The sequence below is a fragment of the Pseudoduganella umbonata genome (assembly GCF_014192225.1).
GTDB lineage: Bacteria > Pseudomonadota > Gammaproteobacteria > Burkholderiales > Burkholderiaceae_D > Rugamonas > Rugamonas umbonata.
Map to the genome: position 1 here is coordinate 730,786 of NZ_JACHXS010000001.1, position 19,522 is coordinate 750,307.

Here is a 19,522-nt window from a genome sequence, read left to right on the forward strand (position 1 = left end):
CTTATTTCAGCCGTTCGGCCAGGATCCGGCGCCAGTTGCTCTTTGCACGGCGCACGCTGGGTTCCGGCACCCCGAAATGGTCGGCGATCTGCTTCGTGGTCCGGCCTTCGCGCAGCATCCCGACGAGTTCGTCCAGCTGGATCTTGCCCCGTACCGGCGCCGTTCCGCTGCCTTCGCCCGGCGGCAGCAGGTAGCCCTTGCGCGGTGTGTCGCCGCGCTCCCAGTCCCATTTGTCGCGGCGCAGCTTGCTTGTGGCACTGCCGGGCAGCGATTCGAACGGCGTGCCGGGCCCGGCGCGGCCGAGGCGGCCCATGCCGCCGCTGCCTTCCACGCGTGTGTAATCCCAGGGCATGATATGCCCGGCGGCCTCCATGCGGGCGCGCAGGTCGGACTCGTAGTCGGTGATCTTCCTGCCGCGCAGGTCGGTGACCGGCGTGATTTCGATAACCGCTCTCACGTCCAGCTCCTCGGCGGCGAAGCGGTACCGCTCGAAGCGTGCCTCCGCGGCGGTGCCCACGGCGGTTTCGCCCACTTTCAGCACGGCGCCGGTCTCCTTGTCCCGCAATACATACAGCAGCGGCGTGCCTTCGGGCAGCGGCGTGCCGTTGGGGAGTTTGAGTTCCGGCACCTTGCCGATCGGGGCGCTCGTGCGCGGGGCCGTTTCGCCGCCCAGGTCGTCGGTCCGGACCCGCGGCCGCCCGGCGGTATCGACATCGGCCGGGTCGTACACCCGCTGGAATACGTTCGGGTTGTCGATCGCCGCGCCGAGCCGCGGCTCCGCCATGCCGAGCGCATGCAGGCTGTCGGCGATGCCGGCACTGGCAGCGATCACGTCGCGGTGGGGGATCGTCGCCCCTTCGATGCCCGCTTCCACCTCCACGACCCGGGTGTGGATCTCCTGCAGCTGGTCGCGCAGCCGCACGCCGTCCGGCGTGTCGGGCAAGGCCGCCTGCATATGCCGCAGGTTGGACTTGATGCTGCCGCAACCGAAGCTGCAGATGTCGCATTCGACATGGCCGTTGCGGCGCGTGAAATACACATCGTGGTCCTCGTTGCCGACCCGGACCGGCGCATGCGTGGTTTCGGCAAGCTCGGCCGCCGACCGATCGCGGGTGGGCGGCCCCTCCGGCACCGCTTCGCCGGTGCCGCGTGGCGGCCGGGCCGGCCCCTCGCCAGCATCGGCGGCGCGCGGCGCAGCCGGGTCGTCGGCAGTATCGGGCCGGCGTGGCGGCGCGGCCGGACCTTCCCCGGTATCGGCCGGGCGTGGCGCCGGAGCCGGTTCGTCCACCTTGGCGCCTGACGGCAAAGCTTCGTCCGTTCGAGGCCGTGCGGGCGCCATGCCGCCGGAAGGCGCGTCCACTTCCGGCCGGCCGAACAGCCGGCCGCCGGCATCCTCCAGCCGCTTGCCGAGCCGGGCGCCGGCATCGCCCGGGTCGAACTGGCGCAGCCGGTCGCCGGCGCGGCCGAGGCGCGTGTCGGGCGCCTCGCGCGGTGCGCTGCCGTGGCCCATGCGTGCGGCACGGGCGCTGACCGCGCCGCCGGCCGCCGCCGAAGCGGCCCGCGTCATGTCGAATTTCTGCCCGCTCAGCCAGGCCCCGATTCCTTCCACGGCGAAGCCGAGTACCGCACCACCGGCTACCTGGGCGACGGCGGCCCGGCGTCCCGCTGCGGCGCCGGCCGTGCCGGGCCCCGGTGCCGCTGCGTCCGCGGGGCGTGCCGGCGCCGCTTCCCCCGGCCGTGCCGGCGGCGCATCCCCCGGCCGGGTGGCAGGAGCCTCGCCCGGCCGCGGCGGCGCGGGCTCCGGCGCATGGGGCCGCGGCGCATCGGGCGCGGCCGGATGGGGACCGCCTGCATGCGGCGCCGCCGGGCCGTGCGGCGCACCACCTGCGCGCGGGGCGGGCGGATGCGGGACCGGCACATGGGGCTTCGCCGGGGTGGCGCGGAAACCCACGCTCGACATCGTGCCGGCCATCAGGAACCCCTGCCAGTTGAATTCCTGGCCGAACGCGAAGTAACCCACGGTTTGCGTGATGCCCTCGGCGGCCAGGTCGGCGCCGACCTGGATCGCCAGCTGGGTGGCCACGCGGGCGCCCGCCGCACCGGCACCCGCGGCCAGCGCGCCGCCGGCGAAACCGAGGCCGCCGCCGATTGCGCCGCCGATCGCACCCATCACCATGGCCGTCACCAGGCCCTCGTCCCACGCTTCGCCGGACGACCAGTTGTTGAGGATCTGGATCAGCCCCGCGCTGGCGGCGCCGACCAGCGCGCCGACCAGGATCACGGCGAACAGGCTGGCGCCGGCGCCCAGCGTGACGATGCTGATCACCGCAGCGGCAATGATGACGAGGATGATCAGCACGATCGCCACCACTTTCTTCCAGGCCGGCTGCTCCTTCGATGCGGCCTTCCACGCCTCGCTGGCGATCTGCTCGTCCAGCTCGGCGATCTTGCCGTCCAGGTCCTTCACCAGTTCGGCGAGCGACGCGGCGACCGCGGCGGTGACCTTGCCGCCGATCGTGCCGAGCGCCGTCGCGAAGCCGGTGACCGCCGCCTGCATGGCCTCGGTGCCCTGGGCGGCGCCGTCCTGCGCCTGCTCGACGAGGCTGCCGGTCAGCTGGCCGAACGCCGAGGTGGCGCCGGCCATCAGGCCCTGCATCTGCGCCGTAAAGCCCGCCTCGGCCTGGGCGGCCAGCGCGTCGTTACCCTCGGTGACTTTCTGCAGGGCCGCCAGCGAAGCCATGCCCAGTTCAACCAGCGTCCGTTCGGCGCCCTGCGCGCCTTCCTCCATCTTGCCCAGCAGCGTTTCCATGCCGCCGCCCAGCGCGGACTGCAGCGTGCCGAGGGTCAGCGTCAGCCAGTCCGGGTCCGGCACGCCGCCGGCCGCCAGCCGGTCGCGCACCGTACCGAGCACCTGCTGCAGCGAAGCCGATGCCGCCGACACGCCGCGCACCAGGTTCGCCGCGCCGCTGTGCGCCAGTTGCTCGACGGCCAGCTGCTTCAGGTAGCCGGTGTCGGCCGCCGCCTGCCGCTGCGCCGCTTCCTGCGCGGCCAGCCCGCCGAGCGAGCCCGCCAGCGCGGCATCGATGGCCGCCATGTTCTGGTCGCGGGCCATGCCGAGGCCCTTGATCGCCTGCGTGCGGGCGCTTTCCAGGCCCGACGTCAGCCTGTCGTACAGGTCGTCCAGCGTCTGGTTCACCTGCCGGGCGCCGGCGATCACCGCGCAGCGGTAGACCTTGCGCAGCTCGATCAGGTCGTAGCCCTTCTTGTTGGCGGTGCGCAGGAACGCGTTGCGGTAGCTGCCGGCCGTCTTGCAGGCCACGTCCTGCTGGGCGCGGGCGCGGCGCACGGTCAGGCAGCCGTCCCAGAAACCGTCGTCGTCGTAGGCCACGCCCGTCTTCGGGTGGGTCTTGCAGCGTTCGTACTGGCGCACATGTTCCTGGCCGCGCCGCACCGCCCGGCCGGCGTATTGCGGGCCCTTCTGTTCGTGGCTCCTGCGCCCTGCGGCAAAGCGGCCGTTGACGTCTGCCAGGCCGCCGGTTTCCTTCTCGTCGGTCTGTTCGAGCGCGGTGCCGTACTCATCGTCCAGCGTGGCCAGCGCGGCATCGGTCTCGGCCTCGACGGTGGCCACGCTGGCGGCGTGTTCGGCCAGCACATGCGCGCGGGCGGCCTGCGCGGCGCCCATCGAACGCGCCCGCGCGCCCATGATGCGCTCGGAAATCGCCGCCTTTTCCAGGTCGATGGCGGCGGCGGTGTTGGCATTGATGCTGTCGGCCAGGCTGCCCAGCCGGCCGGGCAGGCGCTGCAGGCCGAACGCGGCCGCGCTGGCGATCTGGCCGGCCGCGGCGTCGAGGAAGGCGCCGGTCCGGCCGATCGCCTTGTCGCGTGCCCCTTCGGTCTGTGGACCGCCGCCAGCAAACACCAGCCCACTGCGCAACTGCCCCGTCCCGGCCTGCACCGTTTCCAGCGCGGCGGCGGCCTGTTCGTAATCGCCGATCGCCGTGTCGCGCTGGCCCTCGGCCTGGCCGATCTCGCTGTCGAGACCGCCGGCGGGCGCGCCTTCCGCTGCCGGAGCCCCTTCGCCCGCACCTGCACCGCCTCCGCCGCCGCCGCCCTTCGCCTTGCCGCTTGCCCCGGCGGTCCCTTTCGCACCTTCCGGTCCTGCCGCACCCGCCGCTTCGGCCGGGGGTGGCGCGCCAGCCGCCGGCGCACCCGCCGCGGGACCGCCGGCCTGCGCCATCGCCGCTTCCGCCGGGCACACGTCCGGCAAGTCCTGCCAAGCGTCGAAAGTGACGCGTTCTTCGCCCTTCGCCTCGTTCTTGTCGTTATCGCTCTTCGGCTTCTTGGTTTTGCTGGGCCGCGGCGGCGGGTCGACGTTGTAGCACGGCGCGTTCAGTGCGCCGCCGCTGGCCGGGGCGGCCGGACGTGCCGCGGCGCCGGGCGGTGCGCCGGCTGCGCCGCCGCCGGCGCCGGGCGATCCGGTCGCGCCCGTGGTCACGCCTTCGGGCGGCGCTTCCGTATCGCCGCCGGCCGCTTCGAGCGCCGAGCCGGTCTCGCCGCCCGCCGGTGCGGCGCCGCCCTTGGCGCCCGCCCCCTTGCCTTCCTTCGAACCGGCGCGCTCGCCGGGCACCTGCGGCGGCGCGGCCGGCGGCTCCATGCTGCGGGTCGGCGGGGTTGTCAGGCGGTGCTGGACCGGGCCCGTCCTGGCGTTCGCGCCAAGGCCGCCGTGCCCCTCGGCCGCCTTGCCCGGCCGCGCCACCTTGTCGAGCAGCGGCTGCGCCGACCGCCCGCGCACCACCGCGTCGGCGACGTCATCCGCATGGCGTTCCCACGGATCGCCCGGCCGGCCGACATTGCCGGGCAGGCGCAGTCCGCTGCGCTGCTGCACCACGTGAGCCGCCTCGTGCGCGGCCAGATGAAGACCGGGGCTCTCGCGGAAACCGATCCGGTTGCCCGATGCGAAGGCCAGCGCGCCCATGCGCCGGCTTGCCGTCGCGGCCGGCCCGCCGACGGCGGCACGCACGTCGGACAGGTCGTGGTGCCCGAACGCGGCCTGGATACGCTCGGCGTGCGGCAGCGGAGCGGTCGCGCTGGAGAGCCCCTTGCCGGCCTCGCGCTGGATCGCTTCCGGCGGCACGCCCGCGTCGCCATCGCGCTGCACCGGCGCCTGCTTCCCCGCTTGCCCGTGCTGCTCCTGCGGCTGCTCCTGCGGCTGCTCGCAGGCAGCGCAGCGGGCCTGCACGGGTGGCGGCTCGGCCGGCTTGGTCTGCACGCACGTCGGTTCACCGAACTCCGAGCAATCCCACAACTGCACGGTCGCCCCATCGCCGGCACGCATCTGCTGGACCGGCTGGCGCGCCTCTTCCTCGCATTTTGGGCACGGCGCGCCGCCGGCGGCGCAGGCCGCGCATTTCAACTGGACCGCGCCGCTGCCGGGTGATGCCTGTGTTGCCGGCCGCACCCGGGGCTGGGCGGCCAGATTGCCGGCCGGCTGGAAGTTCGCCTGCCCCGCATCCGGCTGGCCGGCATGACGGGCGGCCGGCGCGCGCACCACGCTGGCCTGGCGCGCCGGCGCTGCCTCCCGTGTTGCCGTCGCCGCGATGGCAGGCCGCGCACTCACCGCGCCTCCCGAACCGCCACCAGCGGATAATAGGGCCCGAACTCGCCGGGCGACGGGATCTTGCCCTGCTTCGCATACTGCCGCGCCAGCGCCTGCACGATCTGCCGCATGTCGATGGCATCGTCCGCCTGGGCGGCCAGGAAGGCGGCATCCAGCGCGACATTGCGGATATGCCCGCCCGCCAGCGGAAACTGGCGCGCCAGGAAAGCGAAATCGACATCGTCCCGCACTGGCGCGGCAGCGGGAAACATGCCACGCCACAGCCGCTCGCGTTCGCGCACCTCCGGCAGCGGGAATTCGATCACATACTGCAGGCGGCGCGAAAAGGCTTCGTCGATATTGCGCTTCACGTTGGTGGCAAGGATCACGACGCCGGGATGTTCCTCCAGTTTCTGCAACAGGTAGGCCGTTTCGATATTGGCGTAGCGGTCGTGCGCGTCCTTCACTTCCGAGCGCTTGCCGAACAGCGCATCGGCCTCGTCGAAGAACAGCATCGCATTGGCCTTGCGCGCCACGTCGAACACGCGGTCGAGGTTTTTTTCCGTCTCGCCGATGTACTTGCTGACCAGGCCGGAGAGATCGACCTTGTACAGGTCGATGTCCAGTTCGGCGGCGATCACGCCGGCCGTCATCGTCTTGCCGGTGCCGGACGCACCGGCAAACAGGGCCACCAGGCTGCCGGAATGGCCCAGCCGCGCGCCGAAACCCCATTCGGCGAACACCACGTGCCGCTGGCGGATGGCGACCGTGAATTCGGTGACGCGGCCGCGCGTGCCGGGCGTCAGCACCAGGTCGTCCCATCCCTGGCCGCGCACGACCTTGGTGGCGAGCGCGCCCAGATGCTGGTCCGCGCCGGCCCGCGCACCGCGCAGGATATGCGCGAACGTGACCGGCACGCCGTCGCCTTCCAGTTGCGCCAGCGTGGCGGCGTCGGCCAGCGCGGCGCCGATCTGGCCGGCGCTGAAGTCGAAGCGGCCGGCCAGCAGCGCCGCATCGGCGCCGTCCAGCGCGATGCCATGTTCGGCCGGCAGCGTGCGCCACAGCGCGCTGCGGTGCGCATAACCGCCGCCGTCGAAGTCGAATTCGATGCCGCGCAGCTCGGGCAGCAGCCGGCGCCACGCGAAACCGCGGGGGATATCCAGTACCGCCGGGCGCTGCCAGGCGCGCAGCCAGCGCAGGAACGGCCCGGCCGCGGTGTTTGCATGGCCTTCGGCGTCGTGCAGGCAATCGGCGCCGACAATGCGCGGCAGCGCGGGCCACAGCTTCAGTTCCAGCGCCAGCGCATCGAACGTGGCCACCGCTTCGTCGGCTCCGATCGCCGCCAGGTCGAGGGTTACGACCGGCAAGCCGATGTCCGACGCCAGCGCATGCACCGCCTCGCCCTTGCCGCTGCCCGGTTCGCCCGCGAACACCAGCAGCGGCGGCGCCGGCTGCGCCAGCACAGCGGGCAGGCGCCGCAGCCGGGCCGCCAGTGCCTCCACGACGGGCACCGTCTCGCTAGGCTGCGCCGCAGTGCCGCGGACGGCGCAGTTGGCCAGGATCGCGCTGCCGGGCGGCAGGTCGAGCAGGAACTGCACGGCCGGCGGCGCCAGCGCGAACCCCTGGTGGCCGCCGCCGCGCAGGCGGTTGCCGGCATCGCCGAGGATCACCAGGCGCTCGCGCAACAGCGTGCCGGCCGGCGACAGGGCCTGGCGCACCCGGTTCGCCGTGGCCGCACGCTCGTCCAGCAGGCGCTGCGCAAGATGCAGCGTCGGCCACTTCCTGGCCACGTCGTCGTTCAGGTAGGCGTACAGGATCTCGTATTTCGGCTCGAGTTCCGGCGCCAGCGCCAGGAACACCAGGTCGCATTCGACCGGCGACAGGCTGCAGCGCACGGCCAGCATGGCCAGGCGGTCCTCGATGCCGGCCGCCGTGGCGTGCAGCAGCCGGGCCTGGCGCGTCAGGCGGGCGATATGCAGCACGTCCATGCGGTCGCCTGCCACCCTTTCTCCGTCCGATCCGTCGCTCACCGGTCCGTCAACCAGCCGGTCCACCTGTTCGTCGCTGACGTACAGGCCGCGGAATTCGTCGAGCGACAGCTGGTAGCGGGCCCGCAGGCGCAGGATTTCCCGTTCGATCACGCAATCGAGGTGGCGCAGCCGCGCCGCGAACGGCATCAGCTCGGGCGGCAGGTCGGCCAGTTCCATCACCCACGCTCCGCGTGGAGCACGCAGGTCCGTCCCGGATGCCATGGCAGCGCGTACGTGGTGCGCGTCATGCCGGCCAGGTCCAGCATCAGGGCCAGCGGCGGCCGCCCCAGCCCGACGATGGTTGCGTCGCCACGCCGTTCGACGCTGGCCGGGAGGTCCAGGAAATTCGCCTGCAGGTAATCCAGATGCGACAGCGCGAAGCCGGGCAGGCGCCGGGCAAAGCGGCGCATCGTGCCCTGGGCGGCCAGGCACAGCAGGCGCTGCCAGGCGGGCGGCAGCGGCTGCGGAAGGCGCGGCAGCCGTATTTCCAGGTAATGGACATCGGCATCGGCCACGAAGCGGTGCCGGCCCGGCTTCGCGGCGGCGATCCGGTGCCAGTAGCCGTCCGCATCGGCATCGATGTGCCAGGCCCGGCCCGCCACGCGCACGGCCCTGGCATGGAACGGCACGCCGCCATGGTCGCGGGCGTGGCCGGCAAGTCCCCTGCGCAGCGCCAGTTGCGGCTTTGCACCGAGCTTGCCGAGCTCCTCGTACAGCGCCGGCCAGTCGGTATCGGCCGGCAAACCCATCAGCTCCCGCCACAGCGGGTCGGCAAGCAAGCCGGGACCAAGGCACGTGGCCAGCACGAGACTGCGCAGCACGCGGTCGGCCGGAAGACCGGCGATGGCCGGCCAGTCGCGCACCCATTCCTCGAACGGCATCGACAGCAGCACGGGCAGCAGCAGGAAGCCGCCGCCGTATCCGGTGTGACCCGGTGCCGTCACCGCCGCGGCAAACTCCGGCAGCTGGCGGCGCAGCGCGGCCGGCATCCCGTCCAGCAGCTTTTTCGCGCCAGGCATCTCCGGCCACGTGGCCAGCGTCCCGGCGGGAGCCTCCATGGCGTCCGCCCGAGCCTGATTTTGTTGCATTGCGTGCAACGCGATGGCGGCCACGGCCTTGACCAGCCCGCCCGCGCAGCCGGGGTACTCGCCAGCTGCCACGACAAAAGCGGCCAGTCCCCAGCGCGGATCGTCCACCCGGAACGCCGGCCGATGGCGCAGCACCGCATCGGCGAGGACCAGGATATCGGGCGGCGGCACCATGTCGCCGAGTGCCGCGAAGGCTCGCAGCACGGCCAGCGCATCGCCGGGCGACAACGCGTGGAGCACCGGGTGCACGCCGTCGCCGGTGAGCAGCCGCAGCGCTTCGACACCGTCCGCACCTGCGTCGGCCAGTGCCGTACGCAGTGCGATCGAGACCGGCAACGCCTTCAGGCCGGCATAGCCGCCGTTGTACCACTTGCCGAACGCGTCGCCGTCCGCGAGATCGGCGATGAACCGCGCCAGTTGCGCGGCCGGGCTGTCGAAGCGGATGACGCCGTCGGTGCCCCCGGCGGCCAGCTCCAGCGCCAGCGCATACACCAGCCGCCTGGCCCATGCACCGGCGATCCGGTCGTCATCCCATGCGCTGTTGACGACGCAGCTGACCGACAGGCGGCGTATCACCCACACCGAGCGGTCGTCGCCCCGCGCCAGCGCGGCGGCCATTGCACCGATCCGTTCGCCGATGCCGCGCCGCACCACCGCATCGAGCCGGTCGCGCACGCGCTGGCCGGCATCGCCCCGCGGTGCGCACCGGTACACGCTGGAAAAGCGGCGAATGACGATATCGGCGGGGGCCATGATGCCGCCCCTCAAGGCTTGCCGGTGGACTTGCGCGCGGCCTTGGCTGCCGGCGCCGGTGCCGGTGCAGCGGCCGCCGGGGGCGCCGGCGAAGCCTCTTCCGGCCGTGCCGCCGGTGCCGCGCGCAGCAGCGCTACCTCCGCCTCCAGCTGGGCGACCTGGTCGGCCAGGGGCCGCAGCGTATCGACTTCTCCCTTCAGCTCCTTGAGAGCCTCGATCAGCACGGGAATCAGCGAAGAGTACGAAATGCCGGCGCCGCGTTCGCCGATCGACACCGCTTCCGGTACCACCTGCTGCACTTCCTGTGCGATCAGCCCCACGTGGCGTGCCGGTTCCACGTCGCCCTGCCATTCGTACGACACGCCGCGCAGCCGCACCACCTTGGCCAGCGCACCGGACAGCGGTTCGACATTCGTCTTGGCGCGCGCGTCCGAGACCTCGGTGACCGAACGGCACCACAGGGTCAGCCAGGCGGCGGCATTGCCGGCGTCGAACGGCACGGTGAGATTGCGGAAATCGGCCAGCGAGATGCCTGCGTTGCGCGTGCCGAACACGATGCTGTTGTGGCCCTCGCTGCCCACTTCGGCCTGGGCGGCGCTGACGCCGTCCACGCGCAGGAACTGCCCGGCCACATGCAGCTTCTGCGCCGGGTTCGACGTGCCGATGCCGACATTGCCGCCGGTATCCTGCAGGATCACCCTGCCGCTTCCCGACGCGGAGCGGATATACCAGTCACCGGTCGGGTCCCAGTGCACGTGCGAGATATTGGCGCCCTTGGCCGGATCGGGCACGAAGAATGCCGTGCCCGGCTGCTCGGGCCGGCCCAGCACTTCGAGCCGGGCGTGCGGCGTAGTCGTACCGATGCCGACGTTGCCGTCCGCCTGGATCAGCATCTTCGTGCTGTTGCCGCCGGCGCGCAATTGCAGGTTGTGGTTGGTCATCGTCGAGACGATGCCGCCGCTGCCGTCGGCGCCGATCAGCAGTTCCTCGCTGCCGCCGTCGCCCTTGACGTTCAGGTAGGTGCCGGCCGCGCCCTGCACGGTGACGGCGCGGTTCGGCGCATTGGTGCCGACGCCGACATTGCCGCCGGTATCCTGCAGGATCACCTTGCCGGCCGGGGCGGCGGAGCGCAGGTACCAGTCGCCGGTGGTATCCCAGTGGATGTGGGACGTCAGCGTACCCTTGGCCGGATCCGGCACGAACACGGCCGTGCCCCACGTGTCGGCGCGGCCTTTCACCTCCAGGCGGGCGCGCGGCGTGACGGTGCCGATACCGACATTGCCGTCATCCTGCACGACCATCCTTGCCTCGAGCGCCCCCCAGGCATCGCCAGCCTTGGGCACGATGCCGAACGCCAGCCGGTGCTGGCCCGACGGCGCCGGCAGCGTCGGCGCGAACGCCACTTCCAGGCTCTTGCCGCCCTGCGGATTGCTTTCCACGCGCCGCGCGAACATCGGCACGTCGGCAAAGCTGCCGCCGGACTGGCGCCATTCGAGCTGGCCACCCAGCAGGCGCGCATCGCCCTCGACGCGGGCATGGCCCTCGATCCACAGCAGGTCCGTGCCGCCGGCCAGGCCCGGCGCCTGGTAGTTCGACGATGGCGCCTTGTTGCGGTCGCGCAGGCGCAGCCGGCCGTCGGCGCCCAGCATTTCCTCGGCCACCACGCCGATGTAGCGCCGCATCGCGCGGATCCGGTCGGTATCGGGGACCGGCCCGGTGGCGACGCGCGGCTTCAGGAACCCGGGCGCCGCGCCCTGTTTGAACCAGCGCACGTAGCCGAGCAGGATCGGCCAGCGGGGCAGCGCACCGCCGTCCGGCAATTCCTGGTGCGGCACCGATTCGTCGTACAGGTCCGGCGCGGCGGCGTTGAACGCCTTGCGGGCCGCCTTGGCATCCAGCGTGCGCGCCGCGATCACCACGTTGTGCACCGTCGGCAGTTCGCCCGCTTCGACGGTGAAGACTTCCGCCACGCGCGCCTGCTGGTCGCCCTGGCATACTTCGAAACCCGGCAGCGGATCGCGGCTGCCGTCTTCCGCATACGCCAGCCAGATCTTGACGATATCGCCTTCCGGCGCGGTATCGGTGACGTAGTTGCGGAACAGGTCGGCCGGCAGCGGTTCGGGCGCCATCACGACCAGCGGCCGGCCGTAGCCATCCCATGCCTGGCCCGGTGCGATCGACACCTGCACGGCGCCCGAAGCGAGCGGCTGTTCGACCAGTTCCAGGCCGGACGCGATGCCCCACAGGTGGGCGCCCAGGTCGTGCCGCGCGGTGCGCACGCGGGTATAGTCGACGCAGGCGGCAAGGTCCGCGGCGCCCAGGTATTGGCCCTCGAAGAATCGCGGGCGGTCGTTCTGGTTCATGCCTGTTCTCCCTGCGCCGCTATTCCAGCCGCTTGCTGAGCTGGTCGATCGTCGCCTGCTGTTGCTTGACCTGCCGGCCCAGCGCCGCCAGCTCCTCGCGCAATGATTGCAGTCCGCCCGCATCGCTTCCCGAATTGCGGCCTCCGGGCATGGCATCGTGCGTGCCGCCCATGCCGGGCACCGTCATGCGCATCAGCGGCACCAGCAGTTCGTTCATCAGTTCGAACTCGCCCGGATGGTCCATTTCCAGCTCCGACATCAGCGGTTCGCCCTTGGCATCGGGCGCGCCGATCGCCGCCAGCAGCAGCGTGCCGAGGTCGGCACCGTCCGGATGGTCGGCCAGCGCGCTGGCCAGCAGGCTGGCGAACACGGTCCGGCCTTCCTGCTGCTGTTGCCGTTGTGCCGTACCGCCGGCGGCGCGCATCGGCACCGGCTGCGGCCCGGCACTGAAATAGGCGGCCAGGCTGCCCTGCGCGCGCCCGGTGAAGCGCTCGCCCAGCGACGAGCAGCACAGCCGTATCAGCAGGTCGCGCAGCGACACCGGCTGGGCGGCACCGGTGGCCGGGCCGAAGAACGGGATCCAGGACAGCCAGTAATGCACGTTCGGCCAGGTGAGCAGGAACCGCCGGCCCGCCTGGTTGCACACCTTGATCACCCGGCAGGGACTGCGCCCGACGGTAATGGTGGCGATCGGCACGCAATCGTCCGGTGCCGGCGCCGGGCATGGCGGCAGCAGCGCCGCGCACAGGCATTTCTGCAGCACCAGCAGCACGATGGCGAGGATGGCGATGGTGCTGGCCGTCCATGCCGCAGTGTAATTGGGGTCGTTCGGTGCCGGCAGCCCGATCGCGCCGAGCCGGCGTGCCACCTCGCAGTCGTACAGCGATTCCCGCATCAGGAACTGCCGCAGCGCCTCCTTCAGGTTGGCGAGCCACTGCTGCAGCTGGGCCGGCGTCGAATCGGCGGCCGGCAGGCCGCCCAGGTCTTCGATGAACGGCATCACGCAGCAGACGAAGCGTTTCACCAGTGCCGCCATCTCGGGCTGGGCGCGTGCCGTGCGGGGCGGCACCTTGTAGGCGCGGAAGCAGTAGCCCTCGCACACCACGGTCGGTTCGCACTGCGCCGCGCGCGACGTATTGGTACCCGTCGTGGCCCCGGTCTGCGGCTGGTATTTGCTCGCCTTGCCGGATTTCCCCGCCGTAGCCTGCGCGCCGCCGCACCCGCAGTCGCCGCCACACTGGCCATTGCAGCCGCACTGGCCAGCCGGCTGCTTGCCTTCATTGCAACGGCTGGCGCGCAGCGCCGCGACCTCGCGCGCCGTCTGTTCGTGGTAGCAGATTGCCAGGATCCACGTTTCCTCGGCATCCCTGCAGCCATCGTCGGCGCCCGGCGTGAAGCACGGGTCGCGCTGCGGACGGCAGCGGTCGATCAGCTCGCACACGTCGACCGTCTTCGCCGCGGGGACGACGATGTCGTTCCCGCAAGGCGACAGCGCATAGCCGGGCCGGACCAGCACCTTGCCGCCGTCGCCTTCGCCCTGGCATGGCGCGCATACCACTTCCAGCCCGCAGGCCACACCCCAGCCGTGCAGATGGCGGTTGTGCAGCCGGTTCTTGTCCGTCATGTAGCGGTCCAGCCGGTTCAGGTCATCCTCGGTGAGCAGCTGGCCGGCAAAGAAACGTGGCCGGCACAAGGTCTGCAGGCCGCCACAGGCCGGGCACTCGGGTGCCGGCTCGCACGGCCGCTGGTCGCCGCAGCCGGGATAGTCGGCGGCCCGCATCGACGACGGGGAATAGGGGTAGGTTGCCATGGCGTTCTCTCGAATGTCGCTCTCTCAATCCAGCATGAACCAGCTTTCGAAGGTGCCGCCTTCGACACCGTCGCCCGTGCGGTAATCCGGCGCGCCGCCGAACCATGGCGGCAGGTGATTCGCGTCCACGCCCTTGCCTTCCGCATCGCGCAGGAAGTCGCCCTTGACCAGTACGCGCAGCTGCGGCGTCACCTGGTTGGGCGCCGGCCGCAGCCACACGGCGGTGACGAAGGGGTCGCCGGACGGCTCGAACTTGTCCGGATCCACCACGCACGGTTCGCTGAAATCGCCCGGCAGCTGCTCGGTGTCGATCTCGCACCAGCAGCCGGTTTCCCGGTCCCTGGCGAGCACCACCACGGCATTGCGCAGGTCGTCGGCCTGCACCTTGTTGTCGAAAGCGATGTACAGGCCCCGTTCCAGCTCGTCGCGGGAGATGAAGGCGTTGTGCTTCCAGCTGATGCCGCACAGGTGGCTGAGTTTTTCGCAGCAGGTCGGGATCTCCAGCTCGATCACGCGGTTGCCGGCGCCATCCGTGACGATCTCCGCGCGGGCCGGCTGGTCGCAGTCGACCATCGTCAGCGTGATGTCGTCCAGGCCGGACGGCACATCCTGGCCGCAGCCGCTGGGAATGGTCAGTTCGAGGACGCGGTTGCCGGCGCCGTCGGTATCGATGACGGCCGACGCCGGCGTGGCGCAATCGACCATCGTCACCGTCGCGCTGGCGATCCCCGGCGGGCAGCCGTTCGGGATTTCCAGCACCAGCGTGCGGGTGCCGGCGCCGTCGACCTCGATGGCGGCGGAGCCGGCCTGCCCGCAGTCGACCATCGTCAGCTCGACGGCGTCCAGTCCCGGGCCGCCGCCCCCGCCGCCGCCACCGCCATTGAGCAGCAGGCAGTCGATGACTTCCTTGATCGTCTGGTTACTGGGCAGCAGCTTGCGCGCCGTGTTGTCGATCTGCGTTTCCTCGACCGGCTGCCCGGCGACGTAGCCAGTGATCGTCGCAAGTACCACGCAGTCGGCTGTGTCGCACAACTCGCAGAATGCCGCGCGGTCGGCCCAGATATCGCCGCACGGGATGGCCGGCGGCGGTTCGGCGGGCGGTGCCGGATCGACCAGCACGCCCAGTTCGTAGGATTCGAGGATGCGGTTCGGCGCGCAGCGGTCGGAATCGCATCCGCAATCGTCATACAGCACCGGGACCTGCTCGGTCGGGCACTCGCGGTAGCGGATGCAGACCTGCAGCACGTGCGGTTCGGTATTGCCGGCGTCGACCAGTGCCTTGATGGCCGGCACCGCCAGCAGGTCGATGCATTCCCGCTCCGGCAGGATCAAGTCATGGCCGCAGCAATCGATGGCGACGCCCGGTTCCACGCAGACGAAGCGGTGGCGGCACGCCGTCGTGTCATGCGGCACCACCGTGAGGCCACACACCACGCCCCAGCCATGCAGGTGCACGTGGTGGTGGCGCAGCTTGTCCATGAAATAGCGCTGCTCGTCGATGAAATCGCGCGGCAGCATCAGCTTGCCCATCCAGTAGGCATTGCGGGCAAATGGCCCGAATTCGCAGGACGGGCATGTCTCCGGTGCCAGTTCATTATCATGCGACATGATGCTGCTCCCCGTGGTGATGCTTTGCTAGTTAATCCGGCTGGTCGCGCCGAGGCGGCCGCGGATCCCCGTTTGCCACTTGCGCCCGCCGGCCCGGTCGTGGACGGGAACCCGGGCGGACTCGCCCACCACGGCACCGCCCAGCGGCTGGCTGCCCAGCGCATGCGCGGGCGGCGGCGCGGCGATCACGGCATCGAAGCCCAGCGTGGACTGCACGCCGATCCGGAAGCGCGGCTCCACGTACTCGACATGCCAGCGCGTGTGCGCCGGGCTCTCCGCGGCCAGCAGGTTGTCCAGCGCCTTGCGGCCCGCATCGTCGTCGCGCACGCAGGCGGGAACGAACACGGTGAACTGGTGGGCATGGCTGGAAAACGGGTCGTGCAGCGGCGCGGGACGGGCAATCAGCCGCGTGACATCGGCCTGCGCGTTCATGTCCAGCTGGCTGCGGTTGACGATGCGCTGGCCCCACAGCATCGAGCGCTCGCCCAGCCGGCCCTGGCCCAGGTACAGCCAGCGGCGCACGCGGAAATGCTCCAGCACCAGCGGCGGCACGCGCCAGGTGAAAGCCGGGGCAGCGGGCGGCGCACAATTCATGGGCCGGCAGCCGCAGCGCACTACCGGCTCGCCGGGACACGCACAGGCGGTCCCGCGGTCCAGGCCGAGCATCAGGACCAGCGCATCGCGCAAACCCTGCAAAGTGCCGCGCCGGTCCAGGGCACCGCCGGCCTCCTTCAGCAGTCGCCGGCGCTTGTCTTCATCCCAGCTGCGGTCGAAGCGCAGGCCGATCCACGAGGCAAGCCACGTCAGGCTGTCCACCGGCGCGCCGTCGACGCGCTCGGCGGGTGCGGACAGCGGATCGAACAGGCCGGGCAAGGTGTCGATGCGCCGTTCCAGGCCGCGCCACGTCGTATCGAACAGGGCCAGATAACGGTCGGTAAAGTCGGCGCTGCCCGCTTCCGCGCCGAACACGGCCGGCAGGTACTGGCGCGGGCCGATGCGGGGGAATTCGATCTCGATGGCGGCAATCGCGGGCGTTGCGGTGCCGCCGCCGGCAAGGGTCAGCCGCAGCCACAGGTAGCGGCCCCCGGCGCTGCGCAGCAGGCAATCCCAGTCGTCGCCGGCGCCGGCAGGCTGCGCGGCGGGTTGGCTCGCGATCTGTCCCGTCTCCCAGCGTGCGAAGTCGTCCAGCTGGTCGGGCGGGATGATCTCGTCGGCCGTAAACGACTCGACGGTGACGCGGGCCGCTTCCGGCAGCGCGGCGCGCAGGATGACACGGTGCCAGACGCACGCATGGATCTTGCTGTCCAGCGGCCCGATGGTCACGTCGCCCGCCGCGGTGAATTGCACCGCGGCGGCCGGCGGTTCGGGCAGCACGGGCTCGCCGTGTTCGTCGAAGACCAGCGAAGAGCCGCCGGCACCGGCGCACAGCGCATGCAGGTGAAGCCTGCCCGCGGCATCGACACTGAACGGCAATGGCGCGAAACGCCTGGCCACGGCATCGACGCGGCCCGGTACCGGCTGGTCGCCTCCTTCGGCATCGACAATGCGCAGTGCCTTGCCGGCCGGCCCGTCGTGCAGCACGAACAGCAAGCCGCAGGCATCGATGGCGATCGCTCCCGGATTCGAAAAACCGGCCAGCGACCGCACGAAGCGCAGCGCCGGCGAGAACACGTGCACCATGCCGTTCAGCGCGTCGGTCACGAACGCGTAGCCCCGCGCATCGAGCGCCACGGCAGCCGGACGCCAGCCTGCGACGCCGCGCGGCACCAGGTGCCCATACAGGGCCAGGCCTTCCAGCGAGAACACGCTGACGCGCCGGTTCGCCGTCGGATGGGCCGCGACGCCGCCATCGCACACGTACAGCCTGCCGCAGCCGATGGCGAGGCCGCCGGGTGCGCGCCATTCGCGGGCGCCGCCGCCTTCGCCGCCGATGCACGCAACGCTGGCGAACAGGCAGCGGCACGGGTCGAAGCGTTTCAACGCGTGATGGTCGCGGTCGAGCAGATACACCGTGCCGTCGCCCGATTGCGCGACATGGCTGGGTGCCACCAGCCCGCCGAAGCTGCCGGACGGCTCGGTGAAGACGCGCATGCTGGCCGCGGATTCGGCCAGCTGCAAGGTGCAGTCCAGCGCGGCTTCGACGTCGTGCCACGCGGACGGATGCACGCGCCAGCCCGTGCGGGCATCCAGCAGCAGCGACGTGGGTTCGAACGGCGGCCCCGGAATGTGCGGCATGCGGGGAAACAGCGGCGCGTTCATGGCGCGTCTCCATCGAAGCCGTAGTTGACGCTCACCTGGTGCTGCCCGGAATACAGCAGCCCGTGCGCGGCGATGGGCACGTCGGTGCATTCTGGCTGCTCGATACCGTCCAGTACCACGACCAGGCGCGCGATGCTGGCCACGCCGGGTACGCCGAACACGCGCTGGTAGACGCGCGAGTAATGGATACGGCCACCGAACGGCCAGCCCTGGCCGTCCTCGCCGCCGCGCAGTGGGTGGAAATACACGGTCAGCTGTGCATCGATGGCATCGGCCACCTCGGCCAGGTCGGCATCGTTGGTTGCCACCACTTCGCCGCGCACGGCGATTTCCTGGTAGCCGGGTTTCACGACATACAGCTCCGTAGTGAGCAGCCGGCGCTCGTCCAGGTAAGCGCACACGCTTTTGAGCGTGCCTTCGCTGGGCATCGGCCGCGGTCCGTCCGCATCGGGCACCACCACGACGGAGACCACGCCGGGAATGCGCTCGCCCGGGAAGTCCGGGTGGAACAAAGGCAGCGCCTTGGCCCGGCGCACGTTGCCGGCCGCCTGGGCCAGCGTTTCGAAATCCTCCGCCGTGACGGCCCGCTCGCGGCTCTTCAGCGAGCGCGGCGCGCGCTTGCGCGCTTCGTCGAGCGTTTCTTCCTCGCTGCCCGCGAACGCCGCCTGCAGGTTGCCGACGCCGTTTTCATCGATGCCTTCGACGCGGTAGGCCATCGTGCTGATGGCGCCAGCCGCCACGTTGCCCCGCTTGCCGCCGCCGACCCGGTACAGCCGCGCGATCACGTTGCCGTTCGGGTTGTTGACATAGGCGACGGGAATCGCGCCGTTGACACCGTCGCCGGTAAAGATTTCTCCGGTCGAGCGGTTCAGCACATAGTGGCGGTCGGCCGGACCGGACCCGAAGAAATCGCCGACCTCGGTCCAGCGCTCGAAACCACGGTCGCTTTCCTCGATGTCGAGCTGCAGGGTGCCTTGCACCACCGGCTTGCCGGACAGCTGGAAAACCTGGTTGCGGCTGCCGTCCGAGCCACCCAGTACCTCGTCGGTCAAGGTTTCCGCCGCCTCGACGGCCACCGTGTTGGTGCGCACGGCCAGCAGCCGCGGCGCCCGCTCGTACTGGCTGGCGAGCAGCCGCGCCCGCAGCCAGTAGAACGGCAGCGGATCGGCCGGTTGCAGCTTGGTCTTGGCGACGATGCCGGTGGCGGGCAGCCGCACGCTGACGTGGCCGCTGCGGCTGAATGCCAGCGTATCGTCCTTCAGTACGTTCAGCCGGGTCCAGCCGCTCGGCGTCTGGTATTCCCACACCACGGTGGCTGGCGCGAAAGCCAGCGGATTGCCGCCGCACGGCACGTACTGGCGGGCTGCCGCCTGCGTGCCCGGCATCACGACGACGGCCAGGTCGAGGATTTCCGCCGGCAGCGCGGCGCTGTCGTCGAAGCCCAGCAGCAGCGCCGATTCGCGGTCAGGCCGCGGGCCGAACGGCTCGAAGCCGCGGTCGGCGGCCTGGTTGTCGGCGAAGCGCGGCACATACTGGCTGCCGTCGAACACCATCACGCTCTTCAGCGCGGCACGGAACGCGACCAGCCCGCGCACCGTCTCGAACACGACCGGCGCGGCGCCGTCCTGCGGATCGGCGGTCAGCTGCGAGCGGGCCGGCACGCGCACGATGGCGGCGGTATGCGTGGCCGCGACCGGAAACGTCACTTCCGCCTGGGCCGGCTGCGCCGGCGTCAGCTCGATGCCGATCAGTTCCAGGAACTTGATGTAGGAAAGCTCGGGCACGCGGTTCAGCCGGTACAGCAACATGTCCGCCTGCCACGCGAAAACCTGGGCCAGCGTAACGCCCGGGTCGTTCTCGTTGACGTCGGTCCACGCCGCTTCGCCGGGGCGCCACTCGGGCGCATAGCGCGCGATCCGGGTGCGGATCTCGGTGACGATATCGTCGTAGCGGCGGTCGTCGATCTGCGGCAGGTGGTCTCTCAGCGGCATGGCGGTCTCCGATGGCGTGCAATG

8 protein-coding genes are annotated in these 19,522 nt (G+C 71.2%); all 8 read right to left on the reverse strand.

What is annotated here, in order from left to right; translation table 11 throughout:
• Position 1: 1 nt before the first annotated feature.
• Genes FHS02_RS31190 through FHS02_RS03075 form a run of 8 tightly spaced genes read right to left on the reverse strand, consistent with a single transcriptional unit; the run spans position 2 to position 19,498 of the window.
• Entirely contained in the window at positions 2-5,617 is a 5,616-nt protein-coding gene (locus tag FHS02_RS31190; protein WP_217496902.1) for an eCIS core domain-containing protein, read from the reverse strand.
• Positions 5,614-7,848 carry an ATP-binding protein gene (locus tag FHS02_RS03045; RefSeq protein WP_175424716.1) on the reverse strand — a complete coding sequence of 745 codons (2,235 nt, stop codon included), beginning with the start codon at positions 7,846-7,848 and terminating at the stop codon, positions 5,614-5,616. Before FHS02_RS03045 ends, FHS02_RS31190 begins: the two co-directional genes overlap by 4 nt.
• Positions 7,803-9,467, reverse strand: a complete 1,665-nt coding sequence (locus FHS02_RS03050; protein WP_175424717.1) for a hypothetical protein — start codon at positions 9,465-9,467, stop codon at positions 7,803-7,805. Before FHS02_RS03050 ends, FHS02_RS03045 begins: the two co-directional genes overlap by 46 nt.
• 11 nt (positions 9,468-9,478) lie before the next feature.
• Positions 9,479-11,830, reverse strand: a complete 2,352-nt coding sequence (locus tag FHS02_RS03055; protein WP_137312743.1) for a tail fiber domain-containing protein — start codon at positions 11,828-11,830, stop codon at positions 9,479-9,481.
• A gap of 19 nt (positions 11,831-11,849) precedes the next feature.
• Positions 11,850-13,640, reverse strand: a complete 1,791-nt coding sequence (locus FHS02_RS03060; protein ID WP_137312744.1) for a hypothetical protein — start codon at positions 13,638-13,640, stop codon at positions 11,850-11,852.
• A 24-nt stretch (positions 13,641-13,664) separates the two neighbouring features.
• Positions 13,665-15,248 carry a DUF4402 domain-containing protein gene (locus FHS02_RS03065; RefSeq protein WP_137312745.1) on the reverse strand — a complete coding sequence of 528 codons (1,584 nt, stop codon included), beginning with the start codon at positions 15,246-15,248 and terminating at the stop codon, positions 13,665-13,667.
• Positions 15,249-15,275: 27 nt separating this feature from the next.
• Positions 15,276-17,507: a phage tail protein gene (locus FHS02_RS03070; protein WP_137312746.1), complete on the reverse strand. Its 2,232-nt coding sequence runs from the start codon at positions 17,505-17,507 to the stop codon at positions 15,276-15,278.
• Positions 17,504-19,498 (reverse strand): putative baseplate assembly protein, encoded by a 1,995-nt coding sequence (locus FHS02_RS03075; RefSeq protein WP_137312747.1) that lies wholly within the window; start codon positions 19,496-19,498, stop codon positions 17,504-17,506. The genes FHS02_RS03070 and FHS02_RS03075 overlap by 4 nt, the downstream gene beginning before the upstream one ends.
• Positions 19,499-19,522 lie beyond the last annotated feature (24 nt).

Excerpts from the sequence above, each read along its gene's own strand:
- FHS02_RS03075 (WP_137312747.1), bottom strand. The coding sequence starts at position 19,498 with ATGCCGCTGAGAGACCACCTGCCGCAGATCGACGACCGCCGCTACGAC.
- FHS02_RS03065 (WP_137312745.1), bottom strand. The coding sequence starts at position 15,248 with ATGTCGCATGATAATGAACTGGCACCGGAGACATGCCCGTCCTGCGAA.
- FHS02_RS03045 (WP_175424716.1), bottom strand. The coding sequence starts at position 7,848 with ATGGCATCCGGGACGGACCTGCGTGCTCCACGCGGAGCGTGGGTGATG.
- FHS02_RS03060 (WP_137312744.1), bottom strand. The coding sequence starts at position 13,640 with ATGGCAACCTACCCCTATTCCCCGTCGTCGATGCGGGCCGCCGACTAT.
- FHS02_RS03050 (WP_175424717.1), bottom strand. The coding sequence starts at position 9,467 with ATGGCCCCCGCCGATATCGTCATTCGCCGCTTTTCCAGCGTGTACCGG.
- FHS02_RS03055 (WP_137312743.1), bottom strand. The coding sequence starts at position 11,830 with ATGAACCAGAACGACCGCCCGCGATTCTTCGAGGGCCAATACCTGGGC.
- FHS02_RS03070 (WP_137312746.1), bottom strand. The coding sequence starts at position 17,507 with ATGAACGCGCCGCTGTTTCCCCGCATGCCGCACATTCCGGGGCCGCCG.